The sequence below is a fragment of the Pseudomonas sp. IT-P4 genome, assembly GCF_949767755.1.
In the GTDB taxonomy this organism is placed as follows: domain Bacteria; phylum Pseudomonadota; class Gammaproteobacteria; order Pseudomonadales; family Pseudomonadaceae; genus Aquipseudomonas; species Aquipseudomonas monachiensis.
This window is the reverse complement of record NZ_CATKPX010000045.1, coordinates 263,536-281,665: the sequence shown is the minus strand read 5'-3', so window position 1 is coordinate 281,665 and position 18,130 is coordinate 263,536. Positions and strand designations below refer to the sequence as shown.

14 protein-coding genes are annotated in these 18,130 nt (G+C 60.5%); 11 read left to right on the top strand and 3 right to left on the bottom strand.

Annotated features, from left to right (window positions below; genetic code table 11):
- The first annotated feature begins 234 nt into the window (after positions 1-234).
- Together ACM6IT_RS19205 and ACM6IT_RS19200 are read left to right on the top strand one after the other, a co-directional pair.
- Positions 235-483, top strand: coding sequence for a CopG family ribbon-helix-helix protein (locus ACM6IT_RS19205; RefSeq protein ID WP_056721085.1), 249 nt, complete (start codon positions 235-237; stop codon positions 481-483).
- Positions 461-751, top strand: a complete 291-nt coding sequence (locus ACM6IT_RS19200; RefSeq protein ID WP_082562882.1) for a type II toxin-antitoxin system RelE/ParE family toxin — start codon at positions 461-463, stop codon at positions 749-751. The genes ACM6IT_RS19205 and ACM6IT_RS19200 overlap by 23 nt, the downstream gene beginning before the upstream one ends.
- A gap of 37 nt (positions 752-788) precedes the next feature.
- Here ACM6IT_RS19200 and ACM6IT_RS19195 read toward each other — a convergent pair whose 3' ends face one another.
- Positions 789-974: a hypothetical protein gene (locus ACM6IT_RS19195; RefSeq protein ID WP_046041279.1), complete on the bottom strand. Its 186-nt coding sequence runs from the start codon at positions 972-974 to the stop codon at positions 789-791.
- A 416-nt stretch (positions 975-1,390) separates the two neighbouring features.
- Between ACM6IT_RS19195 and ACM6IT_RS19190 the strand changes: the two genes are divergently transcribed.
- The 7 genes from ACM6IT_RS19190 (at position 1,391) to ACM6IT_RS19160 (ending at position 9,933) form a co-directional block, all read left to right on the top strand.
- Positions 1,391-3,019, top strand: a complete 1,629-nt coding sequence (locus tag ACM6IT_RS19190) for a glucan biosynthesis protein D (protein ID WP_056721089.1) — start codon at positions 1,391-1,393, stop codon at positions 3,017-3,019.
- 277 nt (positions 3,020-3,296) lie between these two features.
- Positions 3,297-4,211, top strand: coding sequence for a glutamate/aspartate ABC transporter substrate-binding protein (locus ACM6IT_RS19185; RefSeq protein WP_414913901.1), 915 nt, complete (start codon positions 3,297-3,299; stop codon positions 4,209-4,211).
- Between the two features lie 195 nt (positions 4,212-4,406).
- Positions 4,407-5,153 (top strand): amino acid ABC transporter permease, encoded by a 747-nt coding sequence (locus tag ACM6IT_RS19180; RefSeq protein ID WP_056721091.1) that lies wholly within the window; start codon positions 4,407-4,409, stop codon positions 5,151-5,153.
- Positions 5,153-5,824 carry an amino acid ABC transporter permease gene (locus ACM6IT_RS19175; protein WP_056721094.1) on the top strand — a complete coding sequence of 224 codons (672 nt, stop codon included), beginning with the start codon at positions 5,153-5,155 and terminating at the stop codon, positions 5,822-5,824. Before ACM6IT_RS19180 ends, ACM6IT_RS19175 begins: the two co-directional genes overlap by 1 nt.
- Positions 5,821-6,555 carry an amino acid ABC transporter ATP-binding protein gene (locus ACM6IT_RS19170; protein ID WP_056721096.1) on the top strand — a complete coding sequence of 245 codons (735 nt, stop codon included), beginning with the start codon at positions 5,821-5,823 and terminating at the stop codon, positions 6,553-6,555. The genes ACM6IT_RS19175 and ACM6IT_RS19170 overlap by 4 nt, the downstream gene beginning before the upstream one ends.
- A 151-nt stretch (positions 6,556-6,706) precedes the next feature.
- Positions 6,707-8,608 (top strand): ATP-binding protein, encoded by a 1,902-nt coding sequence (locus tag ACM6IT_RS19165; RefSeq protein ID WP_409078251.1) that lies wholly within the window; start codon positions 6,707-6,709, stop codon positions 8,606-8,608.
- Positions 8,605-9,933 (top strand): sigma-54-dependent transcriptional regulator, encoded by a 1,329-nt coding sequence (locus tag ACM6IT_RS19160; RefSeq protein ID WP_414918519.1) that lies wholly within the window; start codon positions 8,605-8,607, stop codon positions 9,931-9,933. The genes ACM6IT_RS19165 and ACM6IT_RS19160 overlap by 4 nt, the downstream gene beginning before the upstream one ends.
- Before the next feature lie 130 nt (positions 9,934-10,063).
- Here the strand turns inward: ACM6IT_RS19160 and ACM6IT_RS19155 are convergent, their stop codons facing one another.
- On the bottom strand, positions 10,064-11,098 hold the full coding sequence (locus ACM6IT_RS19155; RefSeq protein ID WP_414918518.1) for an alpha/beta fold hydrolase: 1,035 nt from the start codon (positions 11,096-11,098) through the stop codon (positions 10,064-10,066).
- Between the two features lie 218 nt (positions 11,099-11,316).
- On the opposite strand from ACM6IT_RS19155, the gene ACM6IT_RS19150 reads away from it, so the two are divergent.
- Together ACM6IT_RS19150 and metR are read left to right on the top strand one after the other, a co-directional pair.
- Positions 11,317-16,554 carry a dermonecrotic toxin domain-containing protein gene (locus tag ACM6IT_RS19150; RefSeq protein WP_414918517.1) on the top strand — a complete coding sequence of 1,746 codons (5,238 nt, stop codon included), beginning with the start codon at positions 11,317-11,319 and terminating at the stop codon, positions 16,552-16,554.
- 117 nt (positions 16,555-16,671) lie between these two features.
- On the top strand, positions 16,672-17,589 hold the full coding sequence (gene metR, locus ACM6IT_RS19145) for a transcriptional regulator MetR (protein ID WP_007985733.1): 918 nt from the start codon (positions 16,672-16,674) through the stop codon (positions 17,587-17,589).
- Between the two features lie 43 nt (positions 17,590-17,632).
- On the opposite strand, the gene ACM6IT_RS19140 is transcribed toward metR, so the two are convergent.
- Positions 17,633-18,130: a GNAT family N-acetyltransferase gene (locus ACM6IT_RS19140; RefSeq protein ID WP_223542184.1), complete on the bottom strand. Its 498-nt coding sequence runs from the start codon at positions 18,128-18,130 to the stop codon at positions 17,633-17,635.

Below are 18,130 nucleotides of genomic sequence, written 5' to 3'. Positions count from 1 at the left end.
CCGGGGTGATCTAAAAAAACCAACAAGGATTGAATATGGATATCACCCCGACAGGGGTTGAGTCGGTTAACCCCATCTCGTTGCGTTAGCATCTGGCAACACATCCCTCTCTCTCGTTCGTGTTCGCCGCACTAGAGTTTCGTGCAACCCATGCACGCCTGCGGTTGACGAAAACCCTGGCTCGGCCTAGGGTGTTTACGTCGTTTACAGCGTATACACCTTAGGAGAGCCATCATGGCCTCACCCGTTTTGTCTTTTCGCGTCGAAGAACAATTGGCACAGCAGCTGGATTTATTGGCTGCGGCGACCGACAGAGATCGTCAGTACCATCTCAAGCGTGCATTGGTTCGATATGTGGAAGCCGAGTCCTGGCATCTGCAAGCCATCAGTGACGGCATCGCCGATGCCGACGCAGGGAAACTCACCGATCTGGATGCCGTGAAGGCTAAGTGGGCAAAACGTGCCGAGCGTAGTACTGACTGAAAAAGCCGATAGCGATCTCGATGCCATCCACGAACACTACCGAAAGGTAGTTGGCGCAAAAGCCGCTCTCGAAATCATTTCCACGATGCTGCAATCCTTTGAACTGTTGGAACAGTTTCCCGGCTCGGGCAGGCCTTCAGGCATGCCCGATGTCCGAGAGTTGGTACTTGGCCGTTTTCCCTTTATCGCCCCTTACCGATTTTCCCAGGGCCAGGTACAAGTTCTGCGCGTGCTGCATCAGCGATCCGAGCGTTCCCAGGATTGGTAGATGAGGGCATCCAGCCAGGACGGGATGCCCCATTGTTTCAAAACCTCGAAACACTCCTCATCGCATCCACCAGATACCTCATCGCGATCCTGTCGCTCTCCGACAGCTCCCGATAGCGTTCCACCAGTTTCATTTCCTCGCTATTGAGCCGGCGTCTTCGTCGCCCCAGGGCCAGACACGGAAAGATTCCCAACATTTCGGTGATGCCTTGTACTTTCGACATGGACGATGTCCTTCTAAACGTCAAAGAAAACTGCAAAAAACCGCATCGCCCTCCCCCTATTCAGCAGCCGCATCGTGCCGACTGAACCGCACCGGTCTTTCGGGCATAAACCGGTCATGTGCACAGAATAGAAATATTCCGGGCGCTGAAAAGCGGTTTTTAGAGTAATTAGTCGAAAAAAGCAGAAATGCCCTGTAAATCAGAAACCCCTGTCGGAATTGTTTCCCGACATGTCTTGTTTCATTGCCGAGCCAGCGCAATGCCATCAATCAATTTTGCTCTGCAATCGAACGGTTTAAGCTGTCGGGCATCTGTTTAAAAGTCCGTTGTGTTTGGCCGAAGGCATGTCCGAACCGATATTTCCGATCCAGCACGTGCCAGGAACGGCGCGGGATTGCTCACGACAGGTTGTATTTATGCACCGCAGGAACTTGCTCAAAGCCTCCATGGCCATCGCGGCCTACACCGGTTTGTCCGCCACGGGTCTGTTGGCCGCCAAGGCCTGGGCCGCCAGCAGTGGCACCGCTGATGGCGAGGCTACCGTGTTCGATTTCGAGGCGCTGAAGCTCCAGGCCAAGCAGCTCGCCAGCAATCGCTACCAGGACACCAAGCAGCAGTTGCCGCCGACCCTGGCGACCATGACGCCGCAGAACTTCAATGCGATCCGCTACGACGGCAATCATTCGTTGTGGAAAGAGCTCAAGGGCCAGTTGGACGTGCAGTTCTTCCACGTCGGCATGGGCTTCAAGCAGCCGGTGCGCATGTACAGCGTCGATCCGAAAACCCGGATGGCCCGCGAGGTGCATTTCCGCCCGTCGCTGTTCAACTATGAAAACACCACGGTCGACACCGCACAGCTCAAGGGCGACCTGGGCTTCTCCGGCTTCAAGTTGTTCAAGGCCCCGGAACTGGACAAGCACGATGTCGTGTCTTTCCTCGGCGCCAGTTACTTCCGCGCGGTGGACGCCACCGGCCAGTACGGCTTGTCGGCCCGCGGGCTGGCGATCGATACCTACGCCAAAAAACGTGAGGAATTCCCGGACTTCACCAAGTTCTGGTTCGAGACACCGAACAAGGACAGCACCCGCTTCGTGGTCTACGCCCTGCTCGACTCGCCGAGCGCCACCGGTGCCTACCGCTTCGATATCGATTGCCAGGCCGAGCGCGTGGTGATGGAGATCGACGCCCATGTCAACGCCCGGACCGCCATCGACCAGTTGGGCATCGCGCCGATGACCAGCATGTTCAGTTGCGGCACCCACGAGCGTCGCATGTGCGACACCATTCACCCGCAAATCCATGACTCCGACCGCCTGGCGATGTGGCGCGGCAACGGCGAGTGGATCTGCCGCCCGCTGAACAACCCGGCTACCCTGCAATTCAATGCCTTCGCCGATACCGACCCAAAAGGTTTCGGCCTGGTACAGACCGACCACGAGTTCGCCAGCTATCAGGACACCGTCGACTGGTACAGCCGCCGCCCGAGCCTGTGGGTCGAACCAACCACCTCATGGGGCGAAGGCTCGGTCGATCTGCTGGAGATCCCGACCACCGGCGAGACCATGGACAACATCGTCGCCTTCTGGACGCCGAAGAAACCGGTGGCTGCGGGGGATTCGCTGAACTACGGCTACAAGCTCTACTGGAGCGCATTGCCGCCAGTCGGAACGCCGTTGGCACGGGTCAACGCGACCCGTTCGGGCATGGGCGGCTTCACCGAAGGCTGGGCGCCAGGCGAGCATTACCCGCCGGTGTGGGCGCGGCGCTTTGCCGTGGACTTCACCGGCGGCGGCCTGGACCGCTTGCCCGAAGGTACGGGTATCGAGCCGGTCGTTACCTGCTCGAACGGCGAGGTCAAGGATTTCAGCATACTGAAGCTCGACGACATCAAGGGCTACCGCATCCTGTTTGACTGGTACCCGACCAATGACAGCGTCGAACCTGTCGAACTGCGTCTGTTCATCCGCACCAACGACCGCACCCTGAGTGAAACCTGGTTGTACCAGTACTTCCCGCCAGCGCCGGACAAGCGCAAGTACAGCTGATGATCGGGTAGCACCCTGCCACCATTCGGTTTTCCGAACGCGACCCGCGAGTCAGTTCGGTTAACCGGATCATCTCACTGAAATTTCAACGCAAAAAATATTTAATTCCCTTACAAATCAATGCCATGATCAATTTCGACTGGTCTGGCACGAGTCATGCTCTACACTTCTTCGACGAATGTCCTTTGCGCCGGCTCTCAATAGCGCTCAGGTGTTTTGCAGCACAAAAGGGCCGATGAACTGGCTCCATAAAAAAAACAAAGTCGAGGAAAATTTGATGCGCATCGTTCCCCATATCCTGGGCGCAGCCATTGCTGCCGCTCTGATCAGCACGCCAGTTTTCGCCGCCGAACTCACCGGCACCCTGAAGAAGATCAAAGAGTCCGGCACCATCACCCTGGGCCATCGCGACGCTTCCATTCCGTTTTCCTATATCGCGGATGCTTCCGGCAAACCGGTCGGCTACTCCCACGACATCCAGTTGAAAGTCGTCGAAGCGCTGAAAAAAGACCTCGACATGCCGAACCTTCAGGTCAAGTACAACCTGGTCACCTCGCAAACCCGTATCCCGCTGGTGCAGAACGGCACCGTGGACCTGGAGTGCGGCTCCACCACCAACAACGTCGAGCGTCAGCAACAAGTTGACTTCTCCGTCGGCATCTTTGAAATCGGTACTCGCCTGCTGTCCAAGGCAGACTCCAAGTACAAGGATTTCCCTGACCTGGCCGGCAAGAACGTCGTGACCACCGCCGGCACCACGTCCGAGCGCATCCTCAAGGCGATGAACGCCGACAAACAGATGGGCATGAACGTCATCTCCGCCAAAGACCATGGCGAGTCGTTCCAGATGCTGGAAACCGGCCGTGCAGTGGCCTTCATGATGGACGACGCCCTGCTGGCCGGTGAAGCCGCCAAAGCCAAGAAGGCAAGCGACTGGGCCGTGACCGGCACTCCACAGTCCTTCGAAATCTACGGCTGCATGGTGCGCAAGGGCGACGAGCCGTTCAAAAAGGCTGTGGATGACGCTATCAAGGCCACCTACGCATCGGGCGAGATCAACAAGATCTACGACAAGTGGTTCATGCAGCCAATCCCGCCAAAAGGCCTGAACCTGAACTTCCCGATGAGCGACGAACTCAAGGCCCTGATCGCCAAACCGACTGATAAAGCGGCTGACGACAAGAAGTCCTGATTTCTGACTAACCTTATCTCCTGAGAGGGCCCTGGCCCTTTCAGGAGGTGGTCACTTCCTGCTGGCATTTTTTTGGAAACACTCGAACCGGTGGCTGTCGAGCCGGTAGCGTGTGCCTGTCCCTCAAGGACAGGCGGGAACGGAGCTTCCCCCAAGCGGGCACTTGTACATCGATTGAACTGAGGGGAGACCCTAATGAATTACAACTGGGACTGGGGCGTGTTCTTCAAGTCCACCGGCGTGGGCAGCGAGACTTATTTCGACTGGTACGTGTCCGGTCTGGCCTGGACCATCGGCATCGCCATCGCGGCCTGGATCATCGCCCTGACACTGGGCTCGATCCTGGGCGTCATGCGTACCGTGCCGAACCGCATCGTATCGGGCATCGCCACCTGCTACGTCGAACTCTTCCGTAACGTGCCGCTGCTGGTTCAGCTGTTCATCTGGTACTTCCTGGTACCCGACCTGCTGCCGGCCGACCTGCAAGAGTGGTACAAGCAGGATCTGAACCCGACCACCTCGGCCTTCCTCAGCGTCGTCGTGTGCCTGGGCCTGTTCACTACCGCCCGGGTTTGCGAACAGGTGCGCACCGGTATCCAGGCACTGCCAAAGGGCCAGGAATCCGCGGCTCGCGCCATGGGCTTCAAGCTACCGCAGATCTACTGGAACGTGCTGCTGCCCCAAGCCTACCGGATCATCATTCCGCCGCTTACCTCGGAATTCCTGAACGTCTTCAAGAACACCTCCGTGGCCTCGCTGATCGGTTTGATGGAGCTGCTCGCGCAGACCAAGCAGACCGCCGAGTTCTCCGCCAACCTGTTCGAAGCCTTCACCCTGGCAACGCTGATCTACTTCACCCTGAACATGAGCCTGATGTTGCTGATGCGTATGGTCGAGAAGAAAGTCGCCGTACCGGGCCTGATTTCCGTAGGGGGTAAATGATGGAATTCGACTTCTCGGGCATCATCCCGTCTCTGCCGGGCCTGTGGAACGGCATGATCATGACCCTCAAGCTGATGGCCATGGGCGTGATCGGCGGCATCATCCTCGGCACCATCCTTGCCCTGATGCGCCTGTCCCACAACAAAGTGCTGTCGAACATCGCCGGCGCGTACGTTAACTATTTCCGCTCGATCCCCTTGCTGCTGGTGATCACCTGGTTCTACCTGGCGGTACCGTTCGTGCTGCGCTGGATCACTGGCGAAGACACGCCGATCGGCGCGTTCGCCTCGTGCATCGTGGCCTTCATGATGTTCGAAGCGGCGTACTTCTGCGAAATCGTCCGTGCCGGTGTGCAGTCGATTCCCAAGGGCCAGATGGGCGCTGCCCAAGCGCTGGGCATGACTTACGGACAGATGATGCGCCTGATCATCCTGCCGCAAGCGTTCCGCAAGATGACGCCGCTGTTGCTGCAACAGAGCATCATCCTGTTTCAGGACACCTCGCTGGTCTACGCCGTCGGCCTGGTGGACTTCCTCAATGCGTCGCGCGCCAGTGGCGACATCATTGGCCGCTCCAATGAGTTCCTGATTTTCGCGGGTCTCGTGTACTTCACTATCAGCTTTGCCGCCTCGCAGCTGGTCAAGCGTCTGCAAAAAAGGTTCGCCGTATGATCTCTATCAAAAGCATCAACAAGTGGTATGGGGACTTCCAGGTACTGACTGATTGCAGCACCGAGGTCAAAAAAGGCGAAGTGATCGTGGTGTGCGGGCCGTCCGGTTCCGGCAAATCGACCCTGATCAAATGCGTCAACGCCCTGGAGCCTTTCCAGAAAGGCGACATCGTGGTCGACGGCACCTCCATCGCCGACCCGAAGACCAACCTGCCGAAACTGCGTTCGCGCGTGGGCATGGTGTTCCAGCACTTCGAGCTGTTCCCGCACCTGACCATCACCGAAAACCTGACCATCGCGCAGATCAAGGTGCTGGGTCGCAGCAAGGAAGAAGCCACCAAGAAAGGCCTGCAACTGCTCGAGCGCGTCGGTCTCTCGGCCCACGCCCACAAGCATCCGGGCCAACTGTCCGGCGGTCAGCAGCAGCGTGTGGCGATTGCCCGTGCGCTGGCGATGGACCCGATCGTCATGCTGTTCGACGAACCGACCTCGGCGCTGGACCCGGAAATGGTCAACGAAGTACTGGACGTGATGGTGCAACTGGCCCACGAAGGCATGACCATGATGTGCGTGACCCACGAAATGGGCTTCGCCCGTAAAGTCGCGGACAGGGTGATCTTCATGGACGCCGGCAAGATCATCGAAGACTGCAAGAAAGAAGAGTTCTTCGGTGACATCAACGCCCGCGCCGAGCGTACGCAGCACTTCCTCAACAAGATCCTGCAGCACTAAAAAGCTTCACGGTCTCCCCTGTAGGAGCTGCCGCAGGCTGCGATCTTTTGATGTTGCCTTTAACAAGCAAAGATCAAAAGATCGCAGCCTGCGGCAGCTCCTACAGGGAGTCCTCTGGGCTTGTTGTTGTGGTTGACCCAAGGCATCTGTGATGAAATGCGACCCCACTCTTTATCGCGCCACGTCGCCATCACTCGCCGTGAAACCCCGTCTGGTTCGCCATTTGTTCCTGCCGCCGCTGATCATCGCCATGATGATCGGCCTGGGCTTTATCGGCTTCTGGATCAGTGAACACTACGGCATCCGCAGCCTCAGCGAAAACGGCCAGCGCCAGCTGGAACTGCACGCCCGTGCAGTCGAAAGCGAAATCAGCAAATACACCTACCTGCCCAGCCTGCTGGAACTCGAAACCAGCGTTGCGCAGTTGCTGGCCGACCCGACTCCGGAACACCGGCAGACGGTCAACGATTACCTCGAAGGCCTGAACCGGCGCAGCCGCAGTCGGGCCATCTACGTGATGGACACCACCGGTCGCGTCATGGCCACCAGCAACTGGCGCGATGTCGACAGTTACCTGGGTGAAGACCTGTCCTTTCGCGCCTATTTCCAGAACGCCGTGCGCGGTCAGCCGGGGCGCTTCTACGGCATCGGCAGCACCAATGGCGAACCCGGTTACTACCTGGCCCACGGCCTGGAAGAACACGGCAAGATCATCGGCGTCGCGGTGGTCAAGGTCCGTCTGGAGGCCATGGAAGAACGCTGGCAACGGGCACGCCTGGAAGCCTTCGTCAGCGACGAAAACGGCATCATCATTCTGTCCAGCGATCCGGCACGACGCTTGAAATCGGTGATACCGCTGAGCGAAGAAACCAAGGAAAAACTCGCCCGCAGCCTGCAGTACTACTGGTTCCCGCTCAACGAATTGCAGCCGCTGGCCCGGGAAACCCTGTCCGAAGGCGTGGAAAAACTCACGTTCCCGGCCAATAGCGAACTGGTGTCCGACGATGAAAACATCAGCTACCTGGCGCAGACCCGGCCGCTCGGCGATACGCCGTGGAATTTCACCCTGCTCACGCCGCTGCAGGACCTGCGCCGCGAAGCGATCAACCAGGGGATCCTGGTGGCCGTGGCGTTTGCCCTGCTGGCGTTCCTTTTGATCGCCTGGAACGAGCGGCGCAAGGTGATCGCCACTCGCCTCGCGGCCCGGGAAGCCTTGCAGGAAGCCAACAGTCAGCTGGAGCGTCGGATTACCGAACGCACCACCGACCTGCGCGCCAGCAACGAACGGCTCAAGGGCCAGATCCGCGAACGCCGGCAAGCCGAAGAGACCTTGCGCCGCGCCCAGGATGAACTGGTACAGGCCGGAAAGCTCGCGGCCATCGGCCAGATGTCCACCAGCATCGCCCACGAACTGAACCAACCGCTGGCAGCGCTGCGCACCTTGTCCGGCAATACCGTGCGCTTCCTCGAACGCGGCCAGCTCGACGTGGCCAGCACCAACCTCAAGACCATCAACGAACTGATCGACCGCATGGGCCGGATCACCGCCAGCCTGCGCTCGTTCGCCCGGCGCGGTGACGACAAGGGCCAGGCCTGCCTCGGCAAAGGCGTGGACGCGGCCTTGCAATTGCTCGGCGGCCGGGTGGAAAACATTCACCTGCAACTGCACCGCGATTTCACCGATGTACAGGTGCAGATCGACCAGACCCGCCTGGAACAGATTCTGGTCAACCTGATCGGCAACGCCCTCGACGCCATGCAAGCGCAGCCACAACCCGAACTGTGGCTCGAAGGCGAAGCGTTCGATGGCAAATACCGCCTGCGGGTGCGTGACAACGGCCACGGCATCGATGCCGAAGCGCGCAAGCACCTGTTCGAACCCTTCTTCACCACCAAACCCGGCGAACAAGGCTTGGGCCTGGGCCTGACCCTTTCCGCCAGCCTGGCCGCCGCCACCGGCGGTCACCTGGGTGTCGAGCACCCGGCCAGCGGTGGTACCGCGTTCGTCCTCAGTTTACCGTTGGTAAGCCCCACTCCCGCCGAGCCAATATGAACAACGACCTTAGTGTATTGATCGTCGAAGACGACCCCCATGTACTGCTCGGCTGCCAACAGGCGCTGACCCTGGAGGACATTCCCTGCATTGGCGTGGGCAGCGCCGAAGAAGCCCTGGAGCGGGTCGGCGACAACTTCGCCGGCATCGTCGTCAGCGACATTCGCCTGCCGGGCATCGATGGCCTGGAATTGCTGACCCGTCTCAAGGCCCGGGACCGTAGCCTGCCGGTGGTGCTGATCACCGGGCACGGCGATATCTCCATGGCCGTCGACGCGATGCAGAAAGGCGCCTACGACTTCATGGAAAAGCCGTTCTCCCCGGAGCGCCTGGTGGATGTGGCCCGCCGCGCCCTGGAGCAACGCAGCCTGGCGCGGGAAGTGTCGTCGTTGCGTCGGCAACTGGCCGAACGCGATTCCCTCGAAGGGCGGATCATCGGTCGCTCGCCGGCCATGCAGAACCTGCGGGAACTGATCGCCAACGTTGCCGATACCTCGGCCAACGTGCTGATCGAAGGCGAGACCGGCACCGGCAAGGAATTGGTTGCCCGTTGCCTGCACGATTTCAGTCGGCGGCACACCAAGCAGTTTGTCGCCTTGAACTGCGGTGGCCTGCCGGAGAACCTGTTCGAAAGCGAAATATTCGGCCACGAAGCCAACGCTTTTACAGGCGCGGGCAAACGTCGGATCGGCAAGATCGAGCACGCCGACGGCGGCACGCTGTTCCTCGACGAAGTGGAAAGCATGCCCCTGCCCTTGCAGATCAAACTGCTGCGGGTGTTGCAGGAACGCACCCTCGAACGCCTCGGTTCGAACCAGAGCGTAGCGGTGGATTGCCGCGTCATCGCAGCGACCAAATCCGACCTCGTCGAGTCGAGCAAGGCCGGCGAGTTCCGCAGCGACCTGTATTACCGCCTCAACGTGGTGACCCTGGAACTGCCGCCGCTGCGCGAACGCCGCGAAGACATCCTGCAACTGTTCGAACACTTCCTGCAGCAGTCGTCCCTGCGCTTCGACCGCACGGTACCGGAACTGGACAACCAGACCGTTTCGAACCTCATGAGCCACGACTGGCCGGGTAATGTGCGTGAACTGCGCAACGTTGCCGAGCGCTTTGCCCTGGGCCTGCCGGCGTTCAAGAAAACCGGTGCCGGCGCCGGCAACCAGGCGCTGGCCTTTGCCGAAGCGGTGGAAGCGTTCGAGCGCAACCTGCTCAGCGACGCCTTGCAACGCAGCGGCGGCAACCTGACCCAGGCCAGCCAGGAACTGGGCATGGCCAAGACCACGCTGTTCGACAAAGTGAAAAAGTACGGCCTGAGCCATTGAGCAAAACCTGATCGCCCATAACCTCTGTAGGAGCTGCCGGAGGCTCGGTCCGCGTTCGGGCGATCTTTTGATTTTCAAGATCCAGATCAAAAGATCGCAGCCTCCGGCAGCTCCTACAGGTGATCAGGGGTTAGAGGAGGTTGCGATCGGCCACAGGCTCGATCTGCGCCCAGTGCGAGGTGTCTTCACGGTGCTCGCGCAAATACGGCAACACCGCCCCCAGCAACGGCGCCTTGAATGCCTCCTGGAAGCGATGGGCCAGGCCCGGAATCAGGACCAACTGACTGCCACGCAGATGCGCCGCCAGGTGCACCCCGTGCATCACCGGCAGCAGCGGGTCGGCCGTGCCGTGCACCACCAGCGCCGGCACCCGCAACTGATTGAGCAGGGTCACCCGGCTCGGCTCGGCGAGAATCGCCATGATCTGGCGTTTCACGCCCTCGGGATTGAACGCCCGGTCATAGGACTGTGCCGCCTGATGCAGCAGCGCCTGGCGATCGTCGGTGACCATCGGGCTGCCCAGTGCCGCCAGCAAGTCGGCCTGTTGCTCCAGGGCCACTTCGCGGTTCGGTGCGCCGCGCCGGGCCAACAACTGCACCAGCGCCGCACTCGGCGCCGGCAAGCCTTCGGCGCCGGAGGTGGTCATGATCAGGGTCAGGCTCTCGACCCGTTGCGGAGCCATGGCCGCCATGCGCTGGGCGATCATTCCGCCCATGCTGGCGCCCAGCACGTGGAATTGGTCGATGTGCAAGGCGTCCATCAAGCCCAGGCCATCCTCGGCCATGTCGGTCAGCGAATACGGCGACGACACCGGCAATCCGAGTTTGTAGCGCAAAACTTCGAAAGTCAGGTTGGCTTCGGCCGGTGCTTGCCGCCAGGTTGACAGGCCTACGTCGCGATTGTCATAGCGGATCACCCGGAACCCCTGCTGGCACAGGGCGACCACCACTTCGTCCGGCCAGTGAATCAATTGCCCGCCCAGGCCCATCACCAGCAGCAATGCCGGATCGGACGCACGGCCGATGCTCTGGTACGCCAGGCTTACCTGGGCCAGATCCACCCGTTCGGTCGGAACATTGACGTCACAACGCGAAGCCGCCATGGACGGCAGGCCGAACAACAACGCGGCCAACAATACGATTCGTGAAAGGAATGAAGCACCCATGGAAAAACACCAAAACGCAGAACCCCAGTAGAGCGCGAGTCTGATGAAGTTTGTTCAAGCGCGCCGCCACAGTTCCATGACAATTTGATGAAGAGTGCCGAGCGGTCATCAGGCGTCAGATTCAGCCTCGCAATAACTATGTACCACCCGCCCTTTTGACGACTGTCTCCTAATGCCCGCACCGCCGGCACGGCCCGGCCTTCTGGAGATTCATCGTCATGGTTGACGAAACCACCCCCCTAGCGGCCGATTTCGGCCTTGTTGTTCCTTTGCCCGCGAACCCGGACCAAGGCCTGACCCTGAGCGCCTCGGAGCGCTGGAATGAATGCTGTGAACAGTGGCGGGCGCTTATGGCGCAAAATCCGCAGTCGCCGCTCGCCAGCACTTGGTGGAATGCCCGTGCGCGCGGTACGGATCAGTCACGCCGGGCTCAGGCCAACCGCTTGTATCGTCAGCATTTCGAAGCGTCGAGCCAATGGGCGTTTGCCCGGGGCATCCTGGATGTCGAACAGTTCCAGACATTGCAGGCGTTCATCGATCCGCCCGTGCAGACAGCAACGCCTGCCACTGCACTGCATTACGTCGAGCAAATGCAGTTCAAGGATGACAAAGGCCTGTCAATCGAACTATCGGGCGCGTTGGTCATCACCCGGGACACAGCCCAGCCGGTCGCTCAATTGCTGTACTTGCCTTCCCGGCCATCGGCCTGGATGACATTTGAAAGCCGAGTCGATATGGAAAGCTGGCTGATCGAACATCAGCCGCAGATGTTCGACCACCCCCGGCTACCGACAGGTACCCTCAGGGTCTATTACACAGTGCTTGAGCGCAGCGTACTGCAGACCGGTGCTCAATCCTTGTGGGCACGATTGCCTGTCACCCCTGGCGATCGACTGCGTAACGAATTGATCCTGGCCCCGCCCGCCAACCTGCCGGACGCGGATACCAACAACGACGCTGTCCTGTTCGGCCAGTTGAGCCCCGATATTCCACTGGGCATCCGTCTCCATGCACTGGCGCAACAGCGCACGGCACTGGATGCCTTGCTGGGCGATAACTTTCAGGGCAACCACACTGACCCGCGCCTGCAACGTCTGCAACGGCAAATGGACGAGCTCGCGACGGCCGAGCAGGCCAGCAGCAGCGCCGCAACCGCGCTGCTGCACACCGACAGTGCGCAGCAAATGCTGGAACTGCGCCACAAAAGCCGCCCGCACTACGCCGCCCTTTACCAGGCGCGCCTGGACGGCCTGCGCGCCGAAGCCGAGCTGCAATTGAGCCTGAACCAGATCAGCCACGAGGAACATCAGTGGCTGATCAGCGTACTGGATGCACCGGATCAACCGCGCCCGGCCGGAGTGGTGGTGGCGCGCCTGGTGTTGTCGATGACGGATACCGAAGGTGATACCCCCCGTACGCAAAGCCAGGAACTGGACGGTGTATTGCTGTTTGCCCAGCCATCGGCCTTGCTGCCGTCCTCGACCGAAAGCCTGTTGCTCTACTGGCCGGGACGTTTCGGTGGCCTGCAACGGTTCACCTCTCGACAGGCGCTGGAACAGACGCTGTTCAAACTGGCGGCCAACGACAACAGTCAAGCGCTGCATCTCTTGCCGCTGGCTGCAAACCCGTTCGAATACGCCTTGCAGAACCAGCTTCATGGCTGCGTACAACAAGTGGCACGGCTGCTTTCCGCCAACCGGGATCCGTCTCGCGCCAGTCAACGCGAAACAGAACTGGAAAAGCTGCGCGAACAGACCCTCGCCTGCCTGACGGTTCCTGTCCACGCAGCCCGAGAGCTGGCGCACCAGCACATTGTCGAGCAAGTTCACAGCAGTGCACTGGCCGCACGTTTGCCGGCGTGGCACGGCGCCCTGCCCACCGTGCAACGTGAGCGGATCAAGACGCTGTTCAAGTCCTACATCGAGGCCATGAAGCGCTCCCATGAATGGCTGGAGCGCGAGTTGCCGCCCCGCGACGCGTTCAGCAAAAAGGCCATTGATGCCCACCTGCGCCAGGCGTTCGGCCTGACCCGGAGCGTTGACGTGCTACTGGACGTGCCTGACGCCACCGCCTGGCGCAAAGTCGTCATCGAGGGTGCGGCACCGGGAACCCCCCAGGAAAACGTGCTGGTCGCCAGCGAGCAGCGCAGCAAGCTGTCCCTCGGAGACCTTGCGCAAAGCAACATTGATCAGGCGATGTCGTGGCGACTGTCGTTCATGCAAGTCGAGACCAGCGGCGGCGATCCGACAGATCGACAGAAGCTGAAAACCGGCATCACCAAGGCCTGGCTGCGAAAGATGGCCACCGAACTGGACCTGGCCGGACAGTATGAAACGCTGATCCGTGAAACCTTCCTCGGCACCTCGAACGCACCGACCTTCAGCAATGAATACCGTCACGAATGCCTGAGCGAACCCTGGCGCCTGATGCTGCGCCTGCAAGGCGAATTCGCCGTGCTCGCCAAAGACATCAATACCGATGGCCAGCAAGTCCTGGACATCGCCATCGATGCCAACAACCGTGACGCTTTCAGCGCCAATGGCAAACGCATCCAGCTGCTGCCGGCATACCTGACGGTGGGTGGTAAGGACACCCATGGCCAGGGACCGAGCACCTTGTCCGGCGTCACGTTTATCGTGGAGCAGATCAGCGGCCTGACCCTGCTTTATCTGCCCGACAGTCCCGACAGTGTTTTTCTGCGTCAATTCGACAGTCTTGAAGACGCTCGGATGCGCCTGTTCAACGATTGCCTGCGCAGCTCAATGGTCAACTACCTGGCCGGCCAGGCCTTGAAGGGCGATGTCGCCCACCACGTCAGCCGGATCAACCAGGCCCGGTTGAGAAACTTCGACGCCCTGATCGGCGTCGGTACGCCCTGGCCAGCCAGCACATCCCTGGCAGCACATCTGTTGAATGTGCACATGGGCCGCTTGCTGGAAGCCCATCGGGCGACGTCTCGTTCCAACGATGCGTTGTACCTGGAACAGGTTGCGCTGCAATCCGGCGCGATGTTCAACTACCTGAAAATGGCGCTGGGCGTGGTGCCCTTCGTCGGCACGGCGATTGCCTTGTACGACGCCTGGAGCAGCGCCAACCTGGCAGTGGCGGCGTTCTTGCGCGGAGATGTCGGCCACGGGCTGGCCGAGGTCGAAGCAGTGCTGTTGTCATTAATCGACGCGGCCATGGATCTGCTGCCCGGCGCCAGTGCGGCACCTTCGGCAGCGCTTGCCATCACCCGCCAGCGCCAGTTGCGCGCCGTGAGCAAGAGCGTCGGCGCCCTGCGCAGTTCGACGCAGCGCCAGGCACAACGAACCCTGGAACGCTTCAAGGGCTATGAATACGAACAGATGATTTCCCTCGCCGGCCTGCAACCGGGCACCGAAGGCATCTATCGCAACGTGTATCACCACGCCGACGGCGACTTCATGCTCAGCCAGGGGCGAATCTATCGCATCGAACTGGAAGGCAATCCACCCCGCTGGCGTTTGAGCGGCACCAGCAGCCGGACCTACAAACAGCCAATCGCCCTGGATGAGTCCGGCCACTGGAACACCCACTACGCGGTATTCGGCACGGTGATCGAAGGCGGCGGCGTGGGGGGAGGCGCGGTGCTTGGGCACATGGCCGATGGACTGGACCCACTCTGGCCGGTCGCCATACGCCGCTGGCTGCCGCGCTGGTGGACGGATCGGGCCCTGCGTCGACAACTGACCCTGAAAAACACCGCCGGTGCCTATACCCGGCGCCTCAAAGCCCAGACCCGCAAGAGCAATAACCTGATGCGGGACTACTTCGTTCTTCCGCACGCGCAGCGCCCGGCTCTTCGCCCCGGTGTCGACCTTGCCTGCCTGGACGATATCGAAACCGCGCAGGCTTTGCACCGGACCCTTGAAGAGTGGGTGGTGTTGAGTCATGGCAACAATCGCGCCGAAATCAAGAAGCTTCAAAGCCAGTGCGCCGGGATTGTCGTCGACCGCCTGAACCGCAGGATCGACCTGGCCAGGGAGCGACTGCTGGAAAGCCTCGACCGAACCGAACAACTGATCGCCCGTTCGGACACGACCCCGGTTGGCGATACCTCCGCCCATTTGAAACTGATGGCCGAGCGCACGACGGTTCGAAAGGCTTTTGTCCAGGAACTTGACCTGCAACACCTGGCCGTCGAGGAAGCCAGGCGATGGTACCGCCGAATTACCCGCTCCGAGCACAGAGAGAACGTGACCCGGACCATGGAACTCTTGAACCAGTCGTACAGCGATGCCAATTACCACTACCTGAAGGCAGCGCACGTTCTGGAAACCATCACCCGCTATGAGGCCGTTGACGACCTGTCCTGGGTCTACTTCCACGTACAGTTGAAAAAATCCCGCGAGAAGGTCGGGCGCGCTCTATTGACCCAATATCAACTACCACAAGTCAGTTCCAGTATCGGCCAGCGCAACCGCGTTTTCGAAGATTGCCTGACCACTTACAGCGAGTTCCGCCGCCAGCTTGACGCCTGGACGCTAGGCTATCCGCAACACTTGGATCTGGAGCAAGTTCGTGCGTTTCTGGGCGACCTCGACCAGATGGAAGCGTTTGCCCGCAATGCCATCAGAGACCGATCCACCGCCCCACCTCCGACAGAACGCATCAGAAAACAACTGTTCGAGACTGAGGACAACCGATTGCTGATTGGTGAACCCGGTATCGATGTCGAGACTCAGCAACAGCACTTCATCATTGATATCAATGGCTACAAGGAAACCTGGCTGCCCCACGACCGCCACCCCGGTAGATATCGCCTCAGTGAACCTGCCGTCTCCACGCAACCGGCACTGCCGACCGACGTCAGGCCACTGCTGAGCGAAGCCAGAAAAAGGCTGGGAAGCACGGACGCCTATACCGACAAAGTCAAAGGCTACGCGCAGCAAAACACGCTGCCGGTCGACCTTGAGCACATGATGAGCAGCGAAGCGGCGGAGTTGACCCTGCGCGCCCAGGCCATCGAACGGCTGTCCTCCACCGAGGCCGTGGCGCAACAGTTGCGCACGCGGGCGGATGAAATGCTGAGCACGGGGCGCACCCTGCGCATCGAGCAAAGCATGAACAGCAAAACCCCGACCGAAGGTTATCTGGACTATTTGGTTGAACAACAGATGGTGGACATCCGCAAGGAAGGCGGTTTGCGCGACCTGGGCAAACGCCCGGACGGACGACGGGATTTCCTCCAGGAGTACGAGGTGCGTGACTTGCGCCACGAACCGGCGCAAACCCTCTGGTACGCACACTTCCACTACACCTCGGCCAAGCCGCAATTCAGCGACTTCGTCAAAGGCCATCTGAAACGGCCGGAACAACGCAACCTGGGTCTGCAATGGCAGAAGGACATGGCCGCCAGTGGCGGTACGGTCGAGGCGATCTGGCGCGGCGACATCGGCAAACCGCTGGGCAACAAACTCTTTTCCACGCTGTAAAGCAGCAACGGCGGGGCACGCAATGTGCTCCGCCGTGCTTGTGGTCGACAGCGGCACCAACATGAGACAAACTCAACCTTTTCGATTTATCGACAAGTTTTCCTCATGGAGCCCCCGGTGCTTGAAATCCGTCACCTCAAGACCCTGCACGCCTTGCGCGAAGCCGACAGCCTGGTGGATGCGGCCGATCGCCTGCACCTGACCCAGTCAGCCCTTTCCCACCAGTTCAAGGAACTGGAGGAACGCATGGGCATGCCACTGTTCGTGCGCAAGACCAAACCGGTGCGCTTCACCAGCGCCGGTTTGCGCCTGCTGCAACTGGCCGACGCCACCCTCCCGCTGCTGCGCGCCGCCGAACGCGACATCAGTCGCCTGGCCGGGGGCACCGCCGGACGCCTGCACATGGCCATTGAATGCCACAGTTGCTTCCAGTGGCTGATGCCGACCATCGACCAATTCCGTGACGCCTGGCCGGAAGTCGAGCTGGACCTGGCCTCGGGGTTTTCCTTCGCCCCGCTGCCGGCCCTGGCCCGTGGCGACCTGGACCTGGTGGTGACCTCCGATCCGGTGGACCTGGCCGGGATCACCTATGTACCGCTGTTCACTTATGAAGCGATGCTCGCGGTGGCCAACCAGCACCGCCTGGCCAGCAAGGCCTATATCGTCCCCGAAGACTTGCTCCCGGAAACCTTGATCACCTACCCGGTGGAACGGGACCGGCTGGACATCTTCACCCGTTTCCTCGAACCCGCCGACATCGAACCGGCCCAGGTCCGTACCTCGGAACTGACGGTGATGATGATGCAACTGGTGGCCAGCGGGCGCGGCGTGTGCGGCATGCCCCATTGGGCGCTGCATGAATACAGCTCGCGAGGCTATGTGAAAGCCAAGCGGCTGGGCGAGAAAGGACTGTTCGCCACGCTGTATGCGGCAATCCGCGCCGACATGCTCGATGCGCCGTACATGCGTGACTTCCTGCTGACGGCCAAGGACACGTCGTTTTCGACGCTGGATGGGGTTAGTGCGGTTCGCTGATTTCTTAATGAAGGAAAACTGTACAAATGTGGGAGCGGTGACTTCAGAGCTCGCGCCACATGTGGATCTTGTCGAAGTAATCTTCCCCCACCCGCACCGCCATCGGTTCCAGGCCGAACTGGATGAAGCCGCAGCGCTGGTAGAGGTTGAGCGCGGCATCGTTGCCGGCGGTGACGGTCAACTGGACCAGGCGCAAACCCTCATGGTTCTGCGCCTCGGCCAATGCCGCCTGAACCAGCTGATGGCCGAGGCCGCGCTGGCGAACCTTGGCGGTCACATACATGCCAAACAGCGTCACCTTGTGCCGGGCCTTTTCCCGAGGCTCGAACGCAAGGCCGACGATGCCGGCCAACCGGCCTTCTTCGAACGCCCCTAGCACCAGGTCCAGCTTGCCGGTCAGGCGCGACTCCCACCAGCCCAGCGGCATCGTCGCCCGCTCACGCACGCTCGAGGTAAAGGCCTGCGGGTGCAGGTCGTAGGCTTCGAGCATCAGCGCCCGGTAGTCCAGGGCATGGCTGGCATCCAGTCGTTCGATCCACAT